General features: G+C 69.2%; 16 protein-coding genes. 5 read left to right on the top strand and 11 right to left on the bottom strand.

All coding sequences use genetic code 11. The features are described from left to right. Positions 1-59: 59 nt before the first annotated feature. Entirely contained in the window at positions 60-1,376 is a 1,317-nt protein-coding gene (locus D187_RS08345; protein ID WP_002627378.1) for a carotenoid oxygenase family protein, read from the top strand. A 27-nt stretch (positions 1,377-1,403) separates the two neighbouring features. Here the strand turns inward: D187_RS08345 and D187_RS49635 are convergent, their stop codons facing one another. The 4 genes from D187_RS49635 to speA all read right to left on the bottom strand — a co-directional run bounded on the left by D187_RS49635 (position 1,404) and on the right by speA (position 5,974). Further along, the gene (locus D187_RS49635) at positions 1,404-2,114 is read right to left on the bottom strand and encodes a Coq4 family protein (RefSeq protein ID WP_002627377.1); all 711 of its coding nucleotides are present in this window, start codon (positions 2,112-2,114) and stop codon (positions 1,404-1,406) included. Between the two features lie 297 nt (positions 2,115-2,411). Beyond that, positions 2,412-3,200, bottom strand: a complete 789-nt coding sequence (locus tag D187_RS08335) for a crotonase/enoyl-CoA hydratase family protein (protein ID WP_002627376.1) — start codon at positions 3,198-3,200, stop codon at positions 2,412-2,414. Positions 3,201-3,288: 88 nt separating this feature from the next. Continuing rightward, complete coding sequence (locus D187_RS08330) at positions 3,289-3,744, bottom strand: RsbRD N-terminal domain-containing protein (RefSeq protein ID WP_002627375.1); 456 nt, start codon at positions 3,742-3,744, stop codon at positions 3,289-3,291. Between the two features lie 223 nt (positions 3,745-3,967). Further along, complete coding sequence (gene speA, locus D187_RS08325) at positions 3,968-5,974, bottom strand: biosynthetic arginine decarboxylase (protein ID WP_002627374.1); 2,007 nt, start codon at positions 5,972-5,974, stop codon at positions 3,968-3,970. Between the two features lie 222 nt (positions 5,975-6,196). On the opposite strand from speA, the gene clpX reads away from it, so the two are divergent. Next, entirely contained in the window at positions 6,197-7,270 is a 1,074-nt protein-coding gene (clpX, locus tag D187_RS08320; RefSeq protein ID WP_002627373.1) for an ATP-dependent Clp protease ATP-binding subunit ClpX, read from the top strand. A gap of 26 nt (positions 7,271-7,296) precedes the next feature. On the opposite strand, the gene D187_RS08315 is transcribed toward clpX, so the two are convergent. From D187_RS08315 to polX, 6 genes are all read right to left on the bottom strand, one after another. After that, entirely contained in the window at positions 7,297-8,049 is a 753-nt protein-coding gene (locus D187_RS08315; RefSeq protein WP_002627372.1) for a CvpA family protein, read from the bottom strand. 30 nt (positions 8,050-8,079) lie between these two features. Continuing rightward, complete coding sequence (locus tag D187_RS57610) at positions 8,080-9,360, bottom strand: J domain-containing protein (RefSeq protein ID WP_002627371.1); 1,281 nt, start codon at positions 9,358-9,360, stop codon at positions 8,080-8,082. Between the two features lie 9 nt (positions 9,361-9,369). Further along, positions 9,370-10,992, bottom strand: coding sequence for a molecular chaperone DnaK (dnaK, locus tag D187_RS08305; protein WP_002627370.1), 1,623 nt, complete (start codon positions 10,990-10,992; stop codon positions 9,370-9,372). A gap of 138 nt (positions 10,993-11,130) precedes the next feature. Next, a complete protein-coding gene (gene mrtX / locus D187_RS08300; RefSeq protein WP_002627369.1) occupies positions 11,131-11,853 on the bottom strand; it encodes a myxosortase MrtX in 723 nt (240 codons plus the stop codon). Beyond that, positions 11,850-12,443 carry an MXAN_2756 family trypsin-like serine endoprotease gene (locus D187_RS08295; protein WP_002627368.1) on the bottom strand — a complete coding sequence of 198 codons (594 nt, stop codon included), beginning with the start codon at positions 12,441-12,443 and terminating at the stop codon, positions 11,850-11,852. The genes mrtX and D187_RS08295 overlap by 4 nt, the downstream gene beginning before the upstream one ends. 24 nt (positions 12,444-12,467) lie before the next feature. Further along, positions 12,468-14,210 carry a DNA polymerase/3'-5' exonuclease PolX gene (polX, locus tag D187_RS08290; RefSeq protein ID WP_002627367.1) on the bottom strand — a complete coding sequence of 581 codons (1,743 nt, stop codon included), beginning with the start codon at positions 14,208-14,210 and terminating at the stop codon, positions 12,468-12,470. A gap of 206 nt (positions 14,211-14,416) precedes the next feature. On the opposite strand from polX, the gene D187_RS08285 reads away from it, so the two are divergent. Further along, a complete protein-coding gene (locus tag D187_RS08285; RefSeq protein WP_043429041.1) occupies positions 14,417-14,734 on the top strand; it encodes a Rieske (2Fe-2S) protein in 318 nt (105 codons plus the stop codon). Here D187_RS08285 and D187_RS57605 read toward each other — a convergent pair. Then, the gene (locus D187_RS57605) at positions 14,731-14,907 is read right to left on the bottom strand and encodes a hypothetical protein (RefSeq protein WP_245591648.1); all 177 of its coding nucleotides are present in this window, start codon (positions 14,905-14,907) and stop codon (positions 14,731-14,733) included. The two genes, D187_RS08285 and D187_RS57605, sit on opposite strands and share 4 nt — an antisense overlap. A gap of 6 nt (positions 14,908-14,913) precedes the next feature. Here D187_RS57605 and D187_RS08280 point away from each other — a divergent pair, with 6 nt between their 5' ends. Together D187_RS08280 and D187_RS08275 are read left to right on the top strand one after the other, a co-directional pair. Beyond that, positions 14,914-15,381 carry a MogA/MoaB family molybdenum cofactor biosynthesis protein gene (locus D187_RS08280; RefSeq protein ID WP_020917877.1) on the top strand — a complete coding sequence of 156 codons (468 nt, stop codon included), beginning with the start codon at positions 14,914-14,916 and terminating at the stop codon, positions 15,379-15,381. 11 nt (positions 15,382-15,392) lie between these two features. After that, complete coding sequence (locus tag D187_RS08275; RefSeq protein WP_020917876.1) at positions 15,393-16,328, top strand: TIGR02757 family protein; 936 nt, start codon at positions 15,393-15,395, stop codon at positions 16,326-16,328. Positions 16,329-16,479 lie beyond the last annotated feature (151 nt).

The raw sequence follows: 16,479 nt of genomic DNA, 5'->3' as shown, positions 1-16,479 counted from the left end.
GCGGAAGCCGCCGAGGCGATGTTACTTGAGTTCTCAAGCAACCGCGAGGAGAGAAGCGCATGTCCAGTGAGAGCAAGAACGATCCTCGTTCCCCCGCCAGGCCGTTCTGGCTGAGCGGCCACTTCGCCCCGGTCGCCAACGAGGTGACCGCGCACGAACTGCCCGTGGAGGGCGAGCTGCCGAACGGGCTCGATGGGACTTATGTGCGCAACGGCCCGAACCCAAAGGATGGTTTCTCTCCCCACTGGTGGTTCGGCGACGGGATGGTGCACGGTATCCACCTCGCGGGGGGCAGGGCGCGCTGGTACCGGAACCGCTATGTCCGGACCGCCAGGTTCACCGGAACGGTCTTGGATCGGGAGCGGCGGCTTCGCGGGGGCGGCACGTCCAACACCCACGTCATCGAGCACGCGGGCCGCATCCTCTCGATGGTCGAGGCGGCGCTGCCCATGCATCTGGACGGGGAACTGTCGACCGTCGGCGCCTTCGACTTCGGCGGGGCGGTGGACACCCCGATGACGGCGCACCCCAAGCGGTGTCCGTCGACGGGTGAGCTCCATTTTTTCGGCTACCAGGTGGTGCGTCCCTATTTGACCTATTACATCGCCGATGCGGGGGGCCGGGTGGTTTCGAAGAGGGAGATCGAGGTCGAGGGTCCCTGCTACCTGCACGACTTCGCCATCACGGAACGGTACGCGCTCTTCTTCGATTCGCCCGCCCGGATGATCCGTGACTGGGGCGCGGGGATGCCATTCGAGTGGAGCGACTCCCACCAGACGCGCATCGGCGTGGTACCGCGCGCGGGAGGCGAGGTGCGCTGGTTCGACGTCGAGTCCGGCCAGCTCTGCCACACCGCCAACGCGTTCGAGCGCGCTGGTACGATCGTTCTCGAGGGGATCCGCTCGGCGCGTTTCGAAGCGGCTCCGCCGTATCTGTACCGCTGGGAGCTCGACCTCGAGTCCGGCCGCACCCGCGAGCGGCGGCTCGACGACCGCCTGGTCGAATTCCCCCGGATCGACGATCGCCGCACCGGGCGGCCCCATCGCTACACGTACGTCGTCGAGATGCTCGACTTCGTCGACGGCGCCCCGACGAGGTCACTCCTGCGCCGCTACGACGCGGAGACGGGCACCTCGCTCGCTCAGGAGCTCGGCCCGGGGCAGATCCCCGGCGAGTGCGTCTTCGTCCCCAGGAGTGCCTGGTCGACCGAAGACGACGGCTGGCTGCTCAGCCTCGTGCGCGACGGCGAGCGCGACGTCAGCGAACTCGTCGTCCTTGACGCTGGCCACTTCGGCGCGGCCCCGGTCGCGCGAGTCCGGTTGCCCCAGCGCGTCCCGTTCGGCATCCACGGCAGTTGGGTCCCGGCGGCCGATTAGCGCTCGGCCCCACCGGGTCGCCCAGGATCAGTTCAACTCTTCCGCGGGCGCGACGAGCTGCTCGCGCAGCAGCGCCACCGGCGTCTCCCAGTGGTCCTCCCACCGGAAGCTGGCGACCTGACGGGAGTCGGCGCCGCGCCGGAATGCGGCCCACAGCCGTCGGACATACGTGGTGGCCTGGAAGCCAGGGATGTGTTTGTGCACCTCTTTCGAGGAGTTGAGGAGGATGAGCAGGGAGGTGCGCAGGTGGAGGTTGCCCAGGGAGAACGCTTGCACCTCCATCTCGCCCATGACATCGGTGTTGTAGCCGGTCACCAGATGGACGAAGTCGTGTGTCTCGCGCAGGCGCTTCGCGATGTATTGGGCGTCGTTCTTCGGCGGACTGAGCGTCTCGATGGGCTGCAGTCCGTGCTCACGGTAGTAGCGCGCGAACTCGTGGCCGAACGTCCCCGGCGGCAGCTTGCCCAGCGACTCCAGGTTCAGTTCCGAGGCACTCAATGAGGGCTTGTCGGCGAGCAACCGGCGGCCCTCGGCGTGGCGAGAGAATTGGCGGGCGAGTTCCTTGCACCTGCCCAGCTCGACGCTGTCGTAGAACACGGCGCCGAAGGCTGGATTCGTGGGGTAATCCCTCAGCACCTCGAGCGTCTTCATGCCCGTCCGCAGGCGGGTGAGCAGCGAGGGGTTCTCGGGAAGGATGGGGAGAGGGGGGAGCTCTACAGGGGTCTGGGTTTGCATCATTGGGTGAGCTACCTCGGAAACGAGGGCCTGCTTTCACTCTCCGGAACTCGCTCCAGGAGGAAATAGGACACGGGGTGCCAGCCAGGAATGCCTCGAGAGCGAGGCGTAGCGGCTGACCGTTTGGTCAGTGGTATTCTGACCCCTGGTCAGTTTTTCGTCCAGACCCCTGGCTCCGATCGTCGTCCTCCAGGCGTTCCGGAAGAGGGTGGAACGCCCGGTCGGTCAGTCCTGTTTTCCCGAATCCGCGAAGCGCAGCTCGCTTCAACACCATTCTTCCGCGAAGCACGCGCCCCGCGCTCACTTCCCCTGGAAGCGCGCCTCGCGCCGCTCGACGAAGGAGCGCAGTCCTTCCTGCACGTCCTCGCTCGCTTGGATCCGCCGCAGCCGCGGCATCAAGTCCTGTGCGGCTGCCTCCGGCCCCTGCTCGCGCGCCAGCCGCGCCGAGGCGAGGGTGGCCTGCACCGCCAGGGGGGCCTGACGCGCCACCGCCTCGGCGAGCGCGAGCGCGCGATCGAGCTGCTGGCCGGGCTCCACCACCTCCTGGACGATGCCCATGCGGTACGCCTCGGCCGCGCCGAACTCGTCACCGGTGAGCAGCCAGCGCATGGCGTTGCCCCAGCCCGCCACCTGTGGGAAGCGCAGCGTGGCGCCCCCGAAGGGGAAGATGCCGCGCTTGACCTCCAGTTGGGCGAACCGCGCGTCGCTGGCCGCCACCGCCATGTCCGCGGCCAGCATCAACTCCACGCCGAGCGTGAAGCAGATGCCCTGCACCGCGATCAGCAGGGGCTTCTCGCGCCGCTTCCCGAACAGGTGGAAGGGGTCCACCGCTCCCTCGGGAACCATGAGCTCGCCACTGCCCACCCTCGGCCCCACGTCCGCCAGGTCCAGGCCCGCCGTGAAGTGCGCCCCCTCCGCGTACACCACGGTGCAGCGCACCTGCTCGTTCTGGTCCGCCTCCGTCACCGCATGGGCGAGGGCGTGCAGCATCGCCATGTCGAACGCGTTGCGCTTGGCCGCTCGGTGGATGCCCACGAGCGCGACGTGGCCGCGCAGCGAGAGCGAGATGCGGGGGTCTGGTTGAGACATGGGTCGGACACTCCTCGAGAGAAGGATGGAGCGCGGGACTCTAGATGACCGCCCGTGATTCTCACTCGGAGTGTCGCTGGACTTTCCGCTAGCTCACGGGAGGCGCCGCCTCGCCGCCCTGGAGCTCCCGCTCGCGCATCCGCAGGTAGTGCGCGACGGCCTCGGCGATCGCCCGGGTGAAGCACTGCGCGAGGATCCTCGCCTCCTCCAGCCGGACGAGGCCGTGCCCCCGGTTTTCCACCAGCTCGAAGATGCAGTCATGCAGCACCCCGTACTCGCGCACGATGTTGGACAGGGTGAAGCCGATGAGGAAGCGCTGCTCCCCGTGTTCCCATCCCAGGGGACCCACCCGGTGTGTCTTCGGCTCCACCCCTTCTTCCTCCCGGCGGAGGGCGGCGATCACCTGCCGCAGGAAGTCCGGGATGTGGTCGGCCAGTTCGGGCTCGGAGAGGGGGCTGGGCGCATGGCGCCGCTGGACCCGCTCCCGCCACTCGTGGAAGAGCTGCTCCTGCCCGGTCTCCATCATGTCCGCGAGGCTCTCCATGGATGCCTCCGTGGGTGTTTGGAGGAACATTGCCAACCCCGGAGTGAAGGCAGCAGGGGGGGGAGCGTCGAGGAGGCAAGGGCCCGTCGTGACCGGTCCCCGTACCGCGGTGGGCCACGGCCTGGAGGAGGGCTCTCTCGCCCGGCGGCTGGGAAAAGAAAAACCGCGCCCCCCGGAGTGAGAGGACGCGGTGGAAGAGCGGGGCGGAGCAACCGCCCCTGGCTCAGGTGCCCGTGCCGGTGGGCGGAACGGGCGACTTGCCGTCCTGCACCACCAGGCGCAGCTGCCCGGGGTTCGCCACGAACGAGGCGTCCACCTCGCGCTCCAGGTACGTGTAGCCGGACAGGCCCTCCTCGTACATGCGCAGCAGCTGGCGCGACTCGTCCAGGGTCAGCCGGCCGTTGCGCAGCGCCACCTCGGTGGACTTGCGCAGCTTCGCCACCAGGTCGTCCTTGTTGTAGCTCACGTAGTTGAGCACCTCGGTCACCGTGTCGCCCTCCACCACGTGATCGATCAGGTAGCCGCCGTTGGGCGCCAGCGACACCTGCACCGCGTGCGTGTCACCGAAGAGGTTGTGCAGGTCGCCGAGGATCTCCTGGTAGGCGCCCACCAGGAAGATGCCCAGGTAGTAGTCATCGTTGTTGAGCGGGTGCAGCTCCAGCGCGTCCTTCACCTCGCGCTTGTCGATGAAGTGGTCGATCTTCCCGTCCGAGTCGCAGGTGATGTCCGCCAGCACCGCCTGGCGCGTGGGCCGCTCGTTGAGCCGGTGGATGGGCATGATGGGGAAGAGCTGATCAATCGCCCACGAGTCCGGCAGCGACTGGAACACCGAGAAGTTGCAGAAGTAGGTGTCCGACAGCTGCTTCTCCAGCGCCTCGAGCTCCTCGGGGATGTCCCCCGACTCGCGCGCGATGCGCATGATCTTGTGGCACAGCGCCCAGAAGATGTTCTCCGCCATCACCCGCTGCTCCAGCGACAGGTGGCCGAGCGAGAAGAGGGTGAGGCTCTCCTCCTTGTACTCCTGGGCGTCGTGGTAGGCCTCCAGCAGGTTCTTGTTCGTCACCTCGCGAAAGGTGGACAGGAGGTTGCGCACGACGCTGGGCGCCTTGTCGTCCACCTTGTCCGGCACCTGCACGGGATCGAACTCGCTCGTTCCCAGCACGTCCACGATGAGCACCGCGTGGTGCGCCACCACGGCGCGGCCCGACTCGGACACCAGGATGGGGTGCTGCACCCCCGCGGCGTCACAGGCCTCCATCACCGAGAACACCACGTCGTTGGCGTACTCCTCCGTCGTGTAGTTCATGGAGGAGGTGAAGTTCGTCTGCGAGCCGTCGTAGTCCACGCCCAGGCCGCCGCCCACGTCCAGGTACTTGAGCGGGGCGCCCAGCCGGGCCACCTCCACGAAGAAGCGGCCCACCTCGCGCAGCGCGTTCTTCACGTTGCGGATGTTGGAAATCTGACTGCCCAGGTGGAAGTGCAACAGCTCGAAACAGGGCAGCAGCCCGGACTCCTTGAGGAAGCCCAGGGCGCCCATCAGCTCCGAGGAGGACAGGCCGAACTTGGAGCGGTCTCCGCCCGAGGCCTCCCAGCGGCCCGCGCCGCGGCTGGACAGCTTCACGCGCATGCCGATGCGCGGGGCGATGCCCGTCTTGCGCGCCACCTCGGCGATGAGGGGCAGCTCCGAGGGCTTCTCCACCACCAAAATCACCTTGCGGCCCAGGCGCGAGAAGCGCAGCGCCGTCTCCACGTACTCCTCGTCCTTGTAGCCGTTGCAGATGACGAGCGCGTCCTCGCGATCCAAGAGCGCCATCACCGCGAGCAGCTCCGGCTTGCTGCCGGCCTCCAGGCCGTAGCCGAACTGCTTGCCCGTCTCGACGATCGTCTCGGCGACGTAGCGGTGCTGGTTCACCTTGATGGGGTACACCCCCTGGTACACGCCCTTGTAGTTGTGCTCGGCGATGGCCTTGCGGAACGCCTGGTTGAGGTGCACCACGCGGTGGCGCAGCACGTCCGTGAAGCGCAGGAGCAGGGGCAGGCCGATACCCCGGCGCCGCACCTCGTCCACCAGCTCCTTCAGGTCCATGTTCGGGGCGGAGGGCCCGTCGGGATGGACGCACACATGACCCTTGTCGTTGACGCCGAAGTAGGGCGAGCCCCAGTTGCGGATGCCGTAGGTGTCCTGGGCATCGGCGAGGGTCCAACGGTGCTGAGGAGTGATGGGCGGCATCGGCGTTCCTGATCTCCCGGTCTGGGGTTGAGTTCCACCAACAGTGGATGGCGCGGGAAGTATCGAGAATCCCCTCGGGGTTCAACCCCCGCCTGCGGGGCAAGCGGCCAAGCACCCTCCAATGCCCGCCTGCTCCGGGGCGGATGGGCCGTTGACTGGTGGATTCCTACTCTCCTGTAGGGAACACGTCCGTCAGCCGGTCTGGCGCCGAGGGGAGGAGACATGGAGTCGTCCGCACGCAGGGACTCACCGATACTGACGCCGAGAGAGATCTACGAGCGGTTGGATCGCTACGTCATCGGCCAGGAAGCAGCCAAGCGCGCCGTGGCCATCGCCGCCCACAACCACCTCAAGCGCATCCAGGCGCGGCGGATGAGGCGGGGCTCGCTCATCAAGAAGTCCAACATCCTGCTCATCGGGCCCACGGGCAGCGGCAAGACGCACATCGCCCGCAACCTGGCGGACATCCTCTCCGTCCCCTTCACCACCGTGGACGCCACCGAGTACACGGAGGCCGGCTACTACGGCAAGGACGTGGAGGTGATGGTGGCGGACCTGCTCTTCAAGAGCAACCACTCGGTGGAGGACACCCAGCGGGGCATCATCTTCATCGACGAGGTGGACAAGATCGCCCGGCGCTCGCAGGGCGCGCGCAACGGGGCGGGCAGCCGGGACATCGGTGGCGAGGGCGTGCAGCAGGCACTGCTCAAGCTGCTGGAGGGGCGCGAGGTCTTCGTCCCCATGAATGTCACCCAATCGTTCAACCGGGGTGACATGGTGCCCATCGACACCCGGGACATCCTGTTCATCTGCGCGGGGACGTTCTCCGACCTGCAGGAGTACGGCAGCCAGGGCGAGTCGCGGCCCCTGGGCTTCGGCGCCCCGGACGTGAAGAAGCTGCGCCGGCGCATCACCACCAAGCAGCTCGTGGATTTCGGGATGCTCTCGGAGTTCCTTGGGCGTCTACCGGTGGTGGTGCAGTTGGATCTGCTGGGCGAGCCGGAGCTGTTGCGCGTGCTCACCGAGCCGCCGGACTCCATCGTGCGCGAGTATGGCGAGCTGCTGGGCCTGGACGGCATCGAGCTGGACTTGAACGAGGAGGCGCTGCGCGAGGTGGTGCGCTTCTCCGTGGACAAGGGGCTGGGCGCGCGTGGCCTGCGCTCCATCCTCGAGCACGTGATGGCGGACGTGATGTTCGAGGCGCCCGAGCGCCGTCACCGCCGGGTCACCGTGGACAGGGCCTTCGTGCGCGCCCGCCTGGAGGGACTGGAGGCTGGGGTGGGGCTCGGGGCCTGACGCGAGAGGGAGAGGGGCGCGGGGGGTCAGTCGCGCTGACTGGCCCTCGCCGCGGCGCCCAGCCGGGCCACGAACTGGGGGTCCTGCAGCAACTGGAGGGCGAGGTTGTTGCGCAGGACTTCCTGGGTATCTCCCCGCTCGAGGGCGGCGCGCAGGTTCTTGTTCGCCATGGCCTTCTGGAAGCGGGAGTCCTTCTTCAGGGCCTTGTAGGCGGGATCGTCCGCCAGGCGGCGGGCCCGCTCGGGATCGGTGGCCACCTGGGCCACGACGACCAGGTCCCGCACGGCGGCGAACTGCGTCATCTCGAAGAGGTTGTAGCGCCGCGCCAGGTCGAAGGACACGGAGCCCTTGGGGGACACGCCGAGGTTGCGCCCGGCCACCACCACGTACTTGTCCACGAAGACGAGCGCGCTGATCATCACGTAGGCGATGAGCACCACCTTGAGGCCGCCGAGCACGAAGCCCACGACGTTGTCCGCGCTGCGCTGCTCCGGATTCCTCGCGCCCATCATCCGCCGCAGCAGGGTGGTCAGCGCGTAGCGCACCGCCACCAGCACGACGATGAAGAGCAGCAGGGAGCCGGCGAGCGTGCCGAAGAGCAGCGGGGCGCCGCCGAGCGCCTCGGCCATCCGCGGACCCACGTACGGGCCGAGCTTGCGCGAGACGAACCACGCCACCGCGACCGCCACCAGGCCGGCGATCTGCCGGGCCCCGCCGGTGATGGCGCCCGCCACGGCGAACAGCAGCACGAGCCCCAGGAGGATGAGATCGATGGTCACGGGGAAGCTCCTCGGCCTGACGGGGGCTCGTCAGCGGATCTTGAAGCTGTCGCCCCCCTGCTTGCGTGACTCCTCTAGTAGCACCTTCTGCACCTCGGCGAGCTTCTCCTTGTAGCGAGTGTTCGCGGGCTCATAGGTGAGGGCCATCTTCAGGTTGCGCTCGGCCGAGGCCCAGCGCCCCGCGTCGGCGTCGGCCGCGCCCGTCTGGTAGAACTGGCGGCCCTTGGGATTGGAGCCGATCTGCTCCTCCACCTGCCGCTTGGAGGCGGCGCGCGTCTCGGACTCGGAGGACTCGGTGAAGCGCAGCTTGTGGGCGCGCTCGGGCCCCGAGACGTCCGCCGTGTACTGCCGGCGCTTCGCGTCGTCGCGCAGCACGTAGTAGGCCTCGGTGACGCGCTTGTAGAGCTCGTTGACGCGCTCCTTCACTTCCTTGTCCGGGAGCTGGAAGAAGCGGTCCGGGTGGTAGGCGCGGCTCTCCCGGTAGAAGGCCTTCTTGATGTCCGAGGGGGACGCGGTGCGCTCCACCCGGAGGATCTCGAAGTAGTCCATCTGGTCGAGCCGGGCACAGCGCTCCGCGAGCTCGGCCATGGGGTTGGACGCGGCGGGCGGGGGCGCGACGGCGGGCACCACGGGCGCCACGGAAGGCACGAGCGGCGCGATGGAGGGCATCGCGGGCGGAGGAGGCGGCTGGAGCGCGCCGGGAGGCGGCGGCGGGGGCCGAACCATTCCCACGGCCGAGACGGGCCGCCCGGAGCCGGGGGAGGGCGGGGGCACGACCGGGACGGCGGCGGTGGACAGCGGGGTGCCGCCGGGACGCGGAGAGGCGGGCACGACCGGGATGGCGGCGCTGGACAGTGGGGTGCCGCCGGGACGCGGGGAAGCGGGCACGACCGGGACGGCGGCACTGGACAGCGGGGTGCCGCCGGGGCGGCGGGTGATGGGCACGGCCGGGATGGCGGCGCTGGACAGCGGGGTGGAGCCAGGACGCGGGGCGGCGGGCACGCTCCCGGCGGGCGCGGGAGGAGGGCTCGCCGGGGCGGCGGAGAGGGTCGGCACCCGGGCGGTGGGCCGAAAGGAGGGATCGTTCGGAGGCACTCCGACAGTGGGCCGCGTGCCCGAGGGCGTCCCGGAGGAGGGCGCCACGGGGAGCCCAGCCGAGGAAGGCCGTGCTCCGGACGGGGGAGAAGCCGGACGAGGCCCGAGCGACACGGTCGACACCTTGACCGTGGGGCGCTGGCCTGGCTCCGAGGGGATGTCGGGCGGAGGAGGAGGGGGAGGCTTGCCCGTGCCGTTGTGTGGGGGCTGTGACATCGCGCGGCTCTATCTGCCTCGGCGGGGAGCGGCCACGGCGGGCAGGTCCGCCCCTCCATGGCCCGCGAGTTGGAGTTGCTGGTTGGCCTGGATGGAGCGCTGGATGTCCGCCTCCGACAGGCCCGAGGACATGGTGAGCGTGGTGGACGTCTTCTGTCCCGTCTCCTGATCCGCCGCGGAGACGTTCACCATGCCGTCGGTGTTGATCTCGAACGTCACGTCGATCTTCACCTCGCCCCGGTAGCCCACGCGAAAGCCCGAGAACTCGAACTCTCCGAGCATCTCGCACTCGTCGGCGCGGTTGCTCTCGCCCTGGTAGACGCGGATCTTCACCTTCTCCTGGCCGTCACGGCTGGTGGTGAACGTCTTCGAGCGGTCGATGGGCACCGGCGTGTTCTTCTCGATGATCTTCTCGGTGTAGCCGCCCACCGTGCCGATGCGCAGCGACAGCGGCGTCACGTCCACGAGGAAGGTCTCGGTGGCGGTGTCCAGCAGCGCGTTGGCCTGGAGCGCCGCGCCCATGGCCACCACCTGGTCCGGGTTGATGCCTTCCTTGGGCTCCTTCTGGAAGTAGTGGCGCACCGAGTTGCGGATGATGGGCAGGCGCGTGGGGCCACCCACGAGGATGACCGCGTCGATGTCCGCCGCCGTCATGCGCGCGGATTGCAGCGCCTCGTCACACACCTTGAAGGTGCGCTGCACCAGGTCCATCACCATCCGGTTGAACTGATCCTGGGTGAGCCGGGCCGTCAGGTCCAACACCTTGCCCTGGGAGTCCTGGCAGATGCCCTCGCACCGCACGTCCGCCACGCCCTGGCCGCCCACGTCGATCTTCGCCCGCTCGGCCGCGTCCTTGAGCATCTGCAGGCAGTACTTGTTCTGCCGCAAGTCCAAGCGCGTGCGCTTGAGGAAGTCGTCCGCCAGCCACGTCATGATGCGGTCGTCGAAGTCGTCGCCGCCCAGGTACGTGTCACCCGCGGTGGACAGCACCTCGAAGACATCCTTGCCGATCTCCAGGATGGAGACGTCGAAGGTGCCTCCGCCCAGGTCGTACACCACCACGCGCTGGTTCACGTCCCGGCCGAAGCCGTAGGCGAGCGCCGCCGCGGTGGGCTCGTTGAGGATGCGCAGCACCTCCAGCCCGGCGATGCGCCCCGCGTCCTTGGTCGCCTGTCGCTGGTTGTCGTTGAAGTAGGCCGGCACGGTGACCACCGCCTTGGTCACCGGCGCGCCCAGGTAGCCCTCGGCGATGGCCTTCATCTCCTTGAGCACCAGCGCGGAGATCTCCGGCAGCGAGTAGGTCTCGCCCCGCACGGCGATGCGCACCGTGTTGTTCTCTCCCTCGACGATCTGGTACGGCATCACCGCCTGCGCCTTCTTCACCTCGTCGGAGAAGAAGTAGCGCCCGATGAGGCGCTTGGCCGAGTACACCGTCGACTCGGCGTTGGTGATGATGTTGCGCTTGGCCGCGTTGCCCACCAGCACCGAGCCATCCTCGAGGAAGGACACGCAGGAGGCGTGTGTCGTCTCACCCCACTCGTTGGGAATGACGAACGGCTGACCGTCCCGGACCACGGACACACACGAGGTCGAGGTGCCCAGGTCGATGCCGATCGCGATCTCTTCCGACATTCCGTCTCCGCTGTCGCCTGGTGGGCCGTTGGTGCCCCCACGCTCGGAAAAACGCCCGGATGTTAGACACTTTGAAACGGGCGTGTCAAACGTTCATTCTGGTTAAAACCCAGTGGTTTCAAGGGGTTGGAGGGTCTGTTACCCGCCGAAGAAGGACACTTCGAGGCAGCGCACGAAGAGGTTGGCGGCGGCGTGGAAGAGGGCCGCGCCCACGACACTGCCGGTGCGCTCGCGCATCCACCCGAAGAGCAGGGCGGGGAAGAAGACGGACAGGCGCCACACCTGGAAGATGGCCAGGTGCCCGAGCGCGAAGAGCAGCGCGGTGAGCCAGAAGGCGGGCCCCAGCCGGACGCCGAACACGCGCCGCCCCTGGGGCCAGGCATCACGCAGGCGCGCCTGCATGTAGCCCCGGTAGAAGAACTCCTCGGGCAGGGCCACGACGAAGAGCTGATCCACCACCCACTCCCCGAAGCGTGGGGGCAGCCGGGGAGTGAAGTGCGCCGGGCCCCGGAAGGGCGCGAGCAGCCGCGCGAGCTCCGTGGGGAGCAGCGGGAGCACCTCCGTCCACAGCGCGAAGAGCCCGAAGAAGAGCGGGAACACCACCAGGCTCATTCCCAGGAAGAGGCGCACGTCCTGGCGCCAGGTGCGCGTGGACAGCCCGTAGTCGCGGTAGTCCTCGCCGCGCCAGCGCATGGGGATGAGCGGCAGGTAGAGAAAGCCCACCGTGGCCACCAGCTTGGGCACGCCCGTGCCGCCGAACAGCAGGAAGGAGACGATGATGCCCAGGAAGCCCAGGCCCCACAGGCCGAGCACCTCCTGGACGGCGGTGGGCCGCCAGGCAGCCGTCACGGAGGCACTCACGGCGTGGCCACCCGGGTGACGAGCTGCTGCTTGACGGCGTCCAGGGGCAGCGCCCGGCAGCCGCGCCCCTTGCGCTGCACGGACACCGCCACCAGCCGGCCCCGGGTGTCGAAGAGGGGGCTGCCCGGAGGCAGCGCGACGTCCACGTCGATGAAGGGCTCGGGGGCCTCGCGCGCCAGTCCCGCGGTGGGGGTGTCCTGCCTGCGGCCCTTGCCCGGCACCACGCCGATGAGCCACTGGCCCGCGGGGCTCGCGGCGGACACCTGCACGGGCACGGCGGGGTAGTTGCCCGTGGGCGCGGCGACGACGGCCACCTTGAGCATCGCGTTGGCGAGCACCACCGTGGCCGGCAGGCTCTGGCCCGCGAACTCCACCCGCGCGGCCTCCAGGTCGACGTGGCGCACGGAGGTGAGCACCTGGCCCTCGGCGCCCACGATGATGCCCGGTCCCGCGCCGCGCCCGCCCCGCACCTTCACCACCGAGCGCTCATAGAGCGCCAGGGTCTTCTGGAGATCGGCACGGGTCGGCTTCTCCGCGGCGAGGGCACCGGCGGAGACGAGGGCGAGGACGAGGGGCAGGAGGCGCGTCACGACGCCCGGGAGCCTAGCACCCCATCACGCGGCGCGCTGCTTGCGCAGAGTGGCGATGAACTGCTCGGCGGACAGGGTGTTGAGGACATCACCCCGGCGGGCCCACCCCCGGCGCGCGGTGCCCAGGGAGAAGGCCAGATTGCCCAGGTCCACCGCCCGGTGCGCGTCACAGCTCACCACCAGCTTCACCCCGCGCTCGAGCGCCATCCGCACGTGCTCGGTCTTCAGGTCCAGCCGCTCCGGCTTGCCGTTGACCTCCACCACCACGCCCCGCTCGGCCGCCTTGTCGAGCACCTCCTCCATGCGCAGGGGGTAGGGCTCGCGGCTCGGGAGCATCCGCCCGGTGGGGTGTCCGAGGATGTGCAGGTGCGGGTTGTCGAACGCCTTGAGCAACCGGCGCGTCATCTGATCCTCGTCCATGCCGTGGCGCACGTGGACGGAGCCGATGACCACCTCCAGCTGCTCGAGCACGGCGTCGGTGTAGTCGAGCGCGCCGCTCTCCAGGATGTCCACCTCGATGCCCTTGAGCAGCCGCACGCCCTTCACGGAGTCGTTGACGCGGTCGATCTCCTCCCACTGCCGGCGCAGGTCATCCTCCTTGAGCCCTCCGGCGTAGATGGACGCCTGGCTGTGCTCGGTCACCGTGAGGAACTTGAGCCCCAGGGCCTGGGCCGCGCGCGCCATCTCCTCCAGGGAGTTCTTCCCGTCCGACCAGGTGCTGTGGGCATGCACCGCGCCCTGGAGATCCTCCCAGGTGACCAGGTCCTCGGGCAGCTTCCCCGCGAGCGCCGCCTCGATCTCCCCCGTGTCCTCGCGCAACTCGGGGGGGATGTACTGCATGTCGAGCAACCGGTAGAGCGCGGCCTCGTCGGGCACGTGCAGCTTGGTGCCATCGGCGCGGTGTACCCCCCACTCGGAGATCTTCAGCCCCCGCTCCTGGGCCAGCCCCCGCAGGCGCACGTGGTGGGCGCGCGAGCCGGTGAAGTGGTGCAGGGCGGTGGCGAAGTCCTCGTCGGGCAGGACGCGCAGGTCCACCTGGAGATCCTTCTCGTGCAGCCGCACCGAGCACTTGCTCTCGCCCCGGCCGATGACGTGCGCCACCTCGGGCGCGGCGCAGAAGGCGTCGAACACGGCGCTGGCCCCGGCCGCCGAGGCGATGAGGTCCACGTCCCCCACGGTCTCCGCCCGCCGGCGCAGGCTGCCCCCGACGCTCGCGCGGATGACGCCCGGCAGGGTCTGCACGGAGGCGAGCAGGCGCTCGGCCACGGGCAGCACCTCGCCCAGCAGGCGCCGGGGGTTGTTGGAGCGCCGGTACAGCTCGATGCCCGCGAGCAGGTTGGCCTCGCTCTTCTCCCCGAAGCCAGCCACCTGGCGCACACGGCCCTCGCGGCAGGCCTTCTCCAGCGCGTCCACGCTGTCCACTCCGAGCTGCCGGGCGAGGAGCACCGCCTTCTTCGGCCCCAACTCCGGCACCCGCACGAGCTCCAGCACTCCCGCGGGCAGCTCGGCGCGCAGCGCCTCGTAGGAGGCGAGCCGGCCCGTGGTCAGCAGCTCGGACACCTTGTCGGCGATGGCCTGGCCGATTCCCGGCAGCTCCTGGAGCCGGCCGTCGCGCAGCAGGGCGCCCAGGTCCTCGGAGAGGCCCGCGAGGCGATCGGCGGCGCTGTCATAGGCGCGGCTGCGAAAGGGGTTCTCCCCCTTCATCTGGAGGAGGAGCGAGATGTCCCGGAGGACCTGGATGACGGTGGCTTTATCGGGCGGCTTCACGGGGAAAAGGTAATGCCCATGGAACGAGGGTGCAGGCGAGCTTAAACGCGAGGACGGTGGGGGAGGGGAGCGGGACTCCGGGTTCCCGAGGGGCTTGCTCCGCTCCCTGCTCCTCGGGGACTCACGCAAGACCCTCCCGCGTCCGCGCCGAACCAGGGTAAAGAACCTCCGATGCTGTTTCCAGGAAGTCACGAGGAATGGAGCCGATGAAGATCAAGCTCGGACCGGCGGATTTCGCCGAACAGGAGATGCGGGGCTACGAGGTGGGCAAGCGCAACCTGTGCGTGGCCCGCATCGACGGGCGCTACAAGGGGCTGGACGACTGGTGCAACCATGCCGGCTGCCTGTTGTCCGGCGGACGCATCGAGGGCAACAGGGTCATCTGTCCCTGCCACGAGGTGGGCTTCGACATGGACACGGGCAAGAACGAGACCTCGCCGGGCGTGTGCGACGACCAGCCCACCATGTCGATCGCGGTCGAGAACGGTGAGCTGCTCATCGAGCTGTCCGAGAAGGATCTCTAGGAGAACAGATGGCACACGAGGGACACGAGCACGACCCCAAGCATCACCACCATGGTCATGAGCATGGTCATGACCATCACCATGACCACCACGGGCATGAGCATGGGCACGGGCACGAGCACGCCCATGACTCCGGGCACGAGTCGAAAGCGGCACGGGAGCACAAGGCGCACGCGCCAGTGCACGTGAGTGCGTTCGTGGTGACGTGCTCGGACAGCCGGAACGCGGCGCGGGACGAGAGCGGCCGGGTGCTGCGCGAGGTGCTGGAGGCCGAGGGCCACACGGTGAGTGGCTACAAGGTCATCCCGGACGAGCCCGAGGCGATCCGCGCCACGGTGGCCGAGGCCCGCGAGGCGGGCGCGCGGGTTGTGCTCTTCACGGGGGGCACGGGGATTGGACGCCGCGACAGCACGGTGGAGACGCTGCAGGCGTTGTTCGAGAAGACGCTGCCGGGCTTCGGCGAGCTGTTCCGGATGCTGTCGTACCAGGAGATCGGCAGCCCGGCGATGATGTCGCGCGCCACGGCGGGCACGTACCAGGGGATGATCCTCTTCGCGCTCCCGGGCTCGCCCCAGGCGGTGCGGCTGGGGATGCACAAGCTCATCCTCCCCGAGCTGGGTCACGCGGTGCGCGAGCTGACTCGCTGACAGGGTCGTCCATGCCCCCGCGCTCCTCCCCCTCCACCGGCCTGAGCCCCAGTGACGCGCGGCGTCTGCTGCCGTGCCTGACGTCCTTCATGGCCTCCACGGACAGCCGGGCGCGCATCGCGTTCGATCCGCTGGAGTTTCCGCGCCGCTACGAGAACCCACGGGACATCGAGGTGGCCGGACTGCTGGCGGCGGCCCTGGCCTACGGGCGCGCGGACCTGTTCCGGCCCAAGGTGGACGCCCTGCTCCAGCGCATGGGGCGCTCTCCGGCGGCCTTCGTGCGTGAACTGGACGTGGCGGGGGCACGCGAGCTGCTCGGCGGCTTCGTCTACCGCTTCAACGTGGGCACGGACGTGGCGGTGCTCCTGTTGGGGATGGGCCGGGCCCTGCGGGAGCACGGGAGCCTGGAGGCCCTGTTCGTCCAGGGTCTGGAGACCCGCGGCTCCTGGCATGGCGCGCTGGACGCGTTCACCACGGCCCTGCGGGACGTGCCCATGGAGCCCCTGCGCCGGGCCCTGGGCCCCGAGCGTGGCTTGCAGCACCTGTTGCCCTCGCCGCTCGGGGCGGGCGCGGCCAAGCGGCTCAACCTCTACCTGCGCTGGATGGTGCGCGGGCCGGATGGGGTGGACCTGGGCATCTGGAAGCGGGTGCGGCCCTCGGCGCTGCTCATTCCCCTGGATACGCACATCGGCCGCATCTCCAAGCACCTGGGGCTCACCCGCCGCAATGACCTGAGCTGGCGCACCGCCGAGGAGGTGACGGCCTCGCTGCGCGTGCTCGACGCCGAGGACCCTGTGCGCTTCGACTTCGCCCTGTGTCACTACGGCATGAGCGGGGTGTGTCCCACCAGGCCCGTGCGGGAGAACTGTGCCCGGTGCCTGCTGCGGCCCGCCTGTTCCATCGGCCGGGAGACGGTGAAGGCGGGCCGGGCGCGCGCTACCCCCTGAGTGGTTGACGGGTGGGATGCGAGCGGGGAGACACGCCCTCCTGACGTTGGCAGCGGTCGTCGGACAGCCACGCGCGGCGGTGCTGCGTCGTCCGCCCAGTACGGTGCACCAGAAAGCCAACGAAACGGGGCAGGCTCACGCCGGCGTCACG

Source organism: Cystobacter fuscus DSM 2262 (assembly GCF_000335475.2).
Lineage (GTDB): Bacteria > Myxococcota > Myxococcia > Myxococcales > Myxococcaceae > Cystobacter > Cystobacter fuscus.
This window is presented reverse-complemented; position numbering and strand designations above follow the sequence as displayed.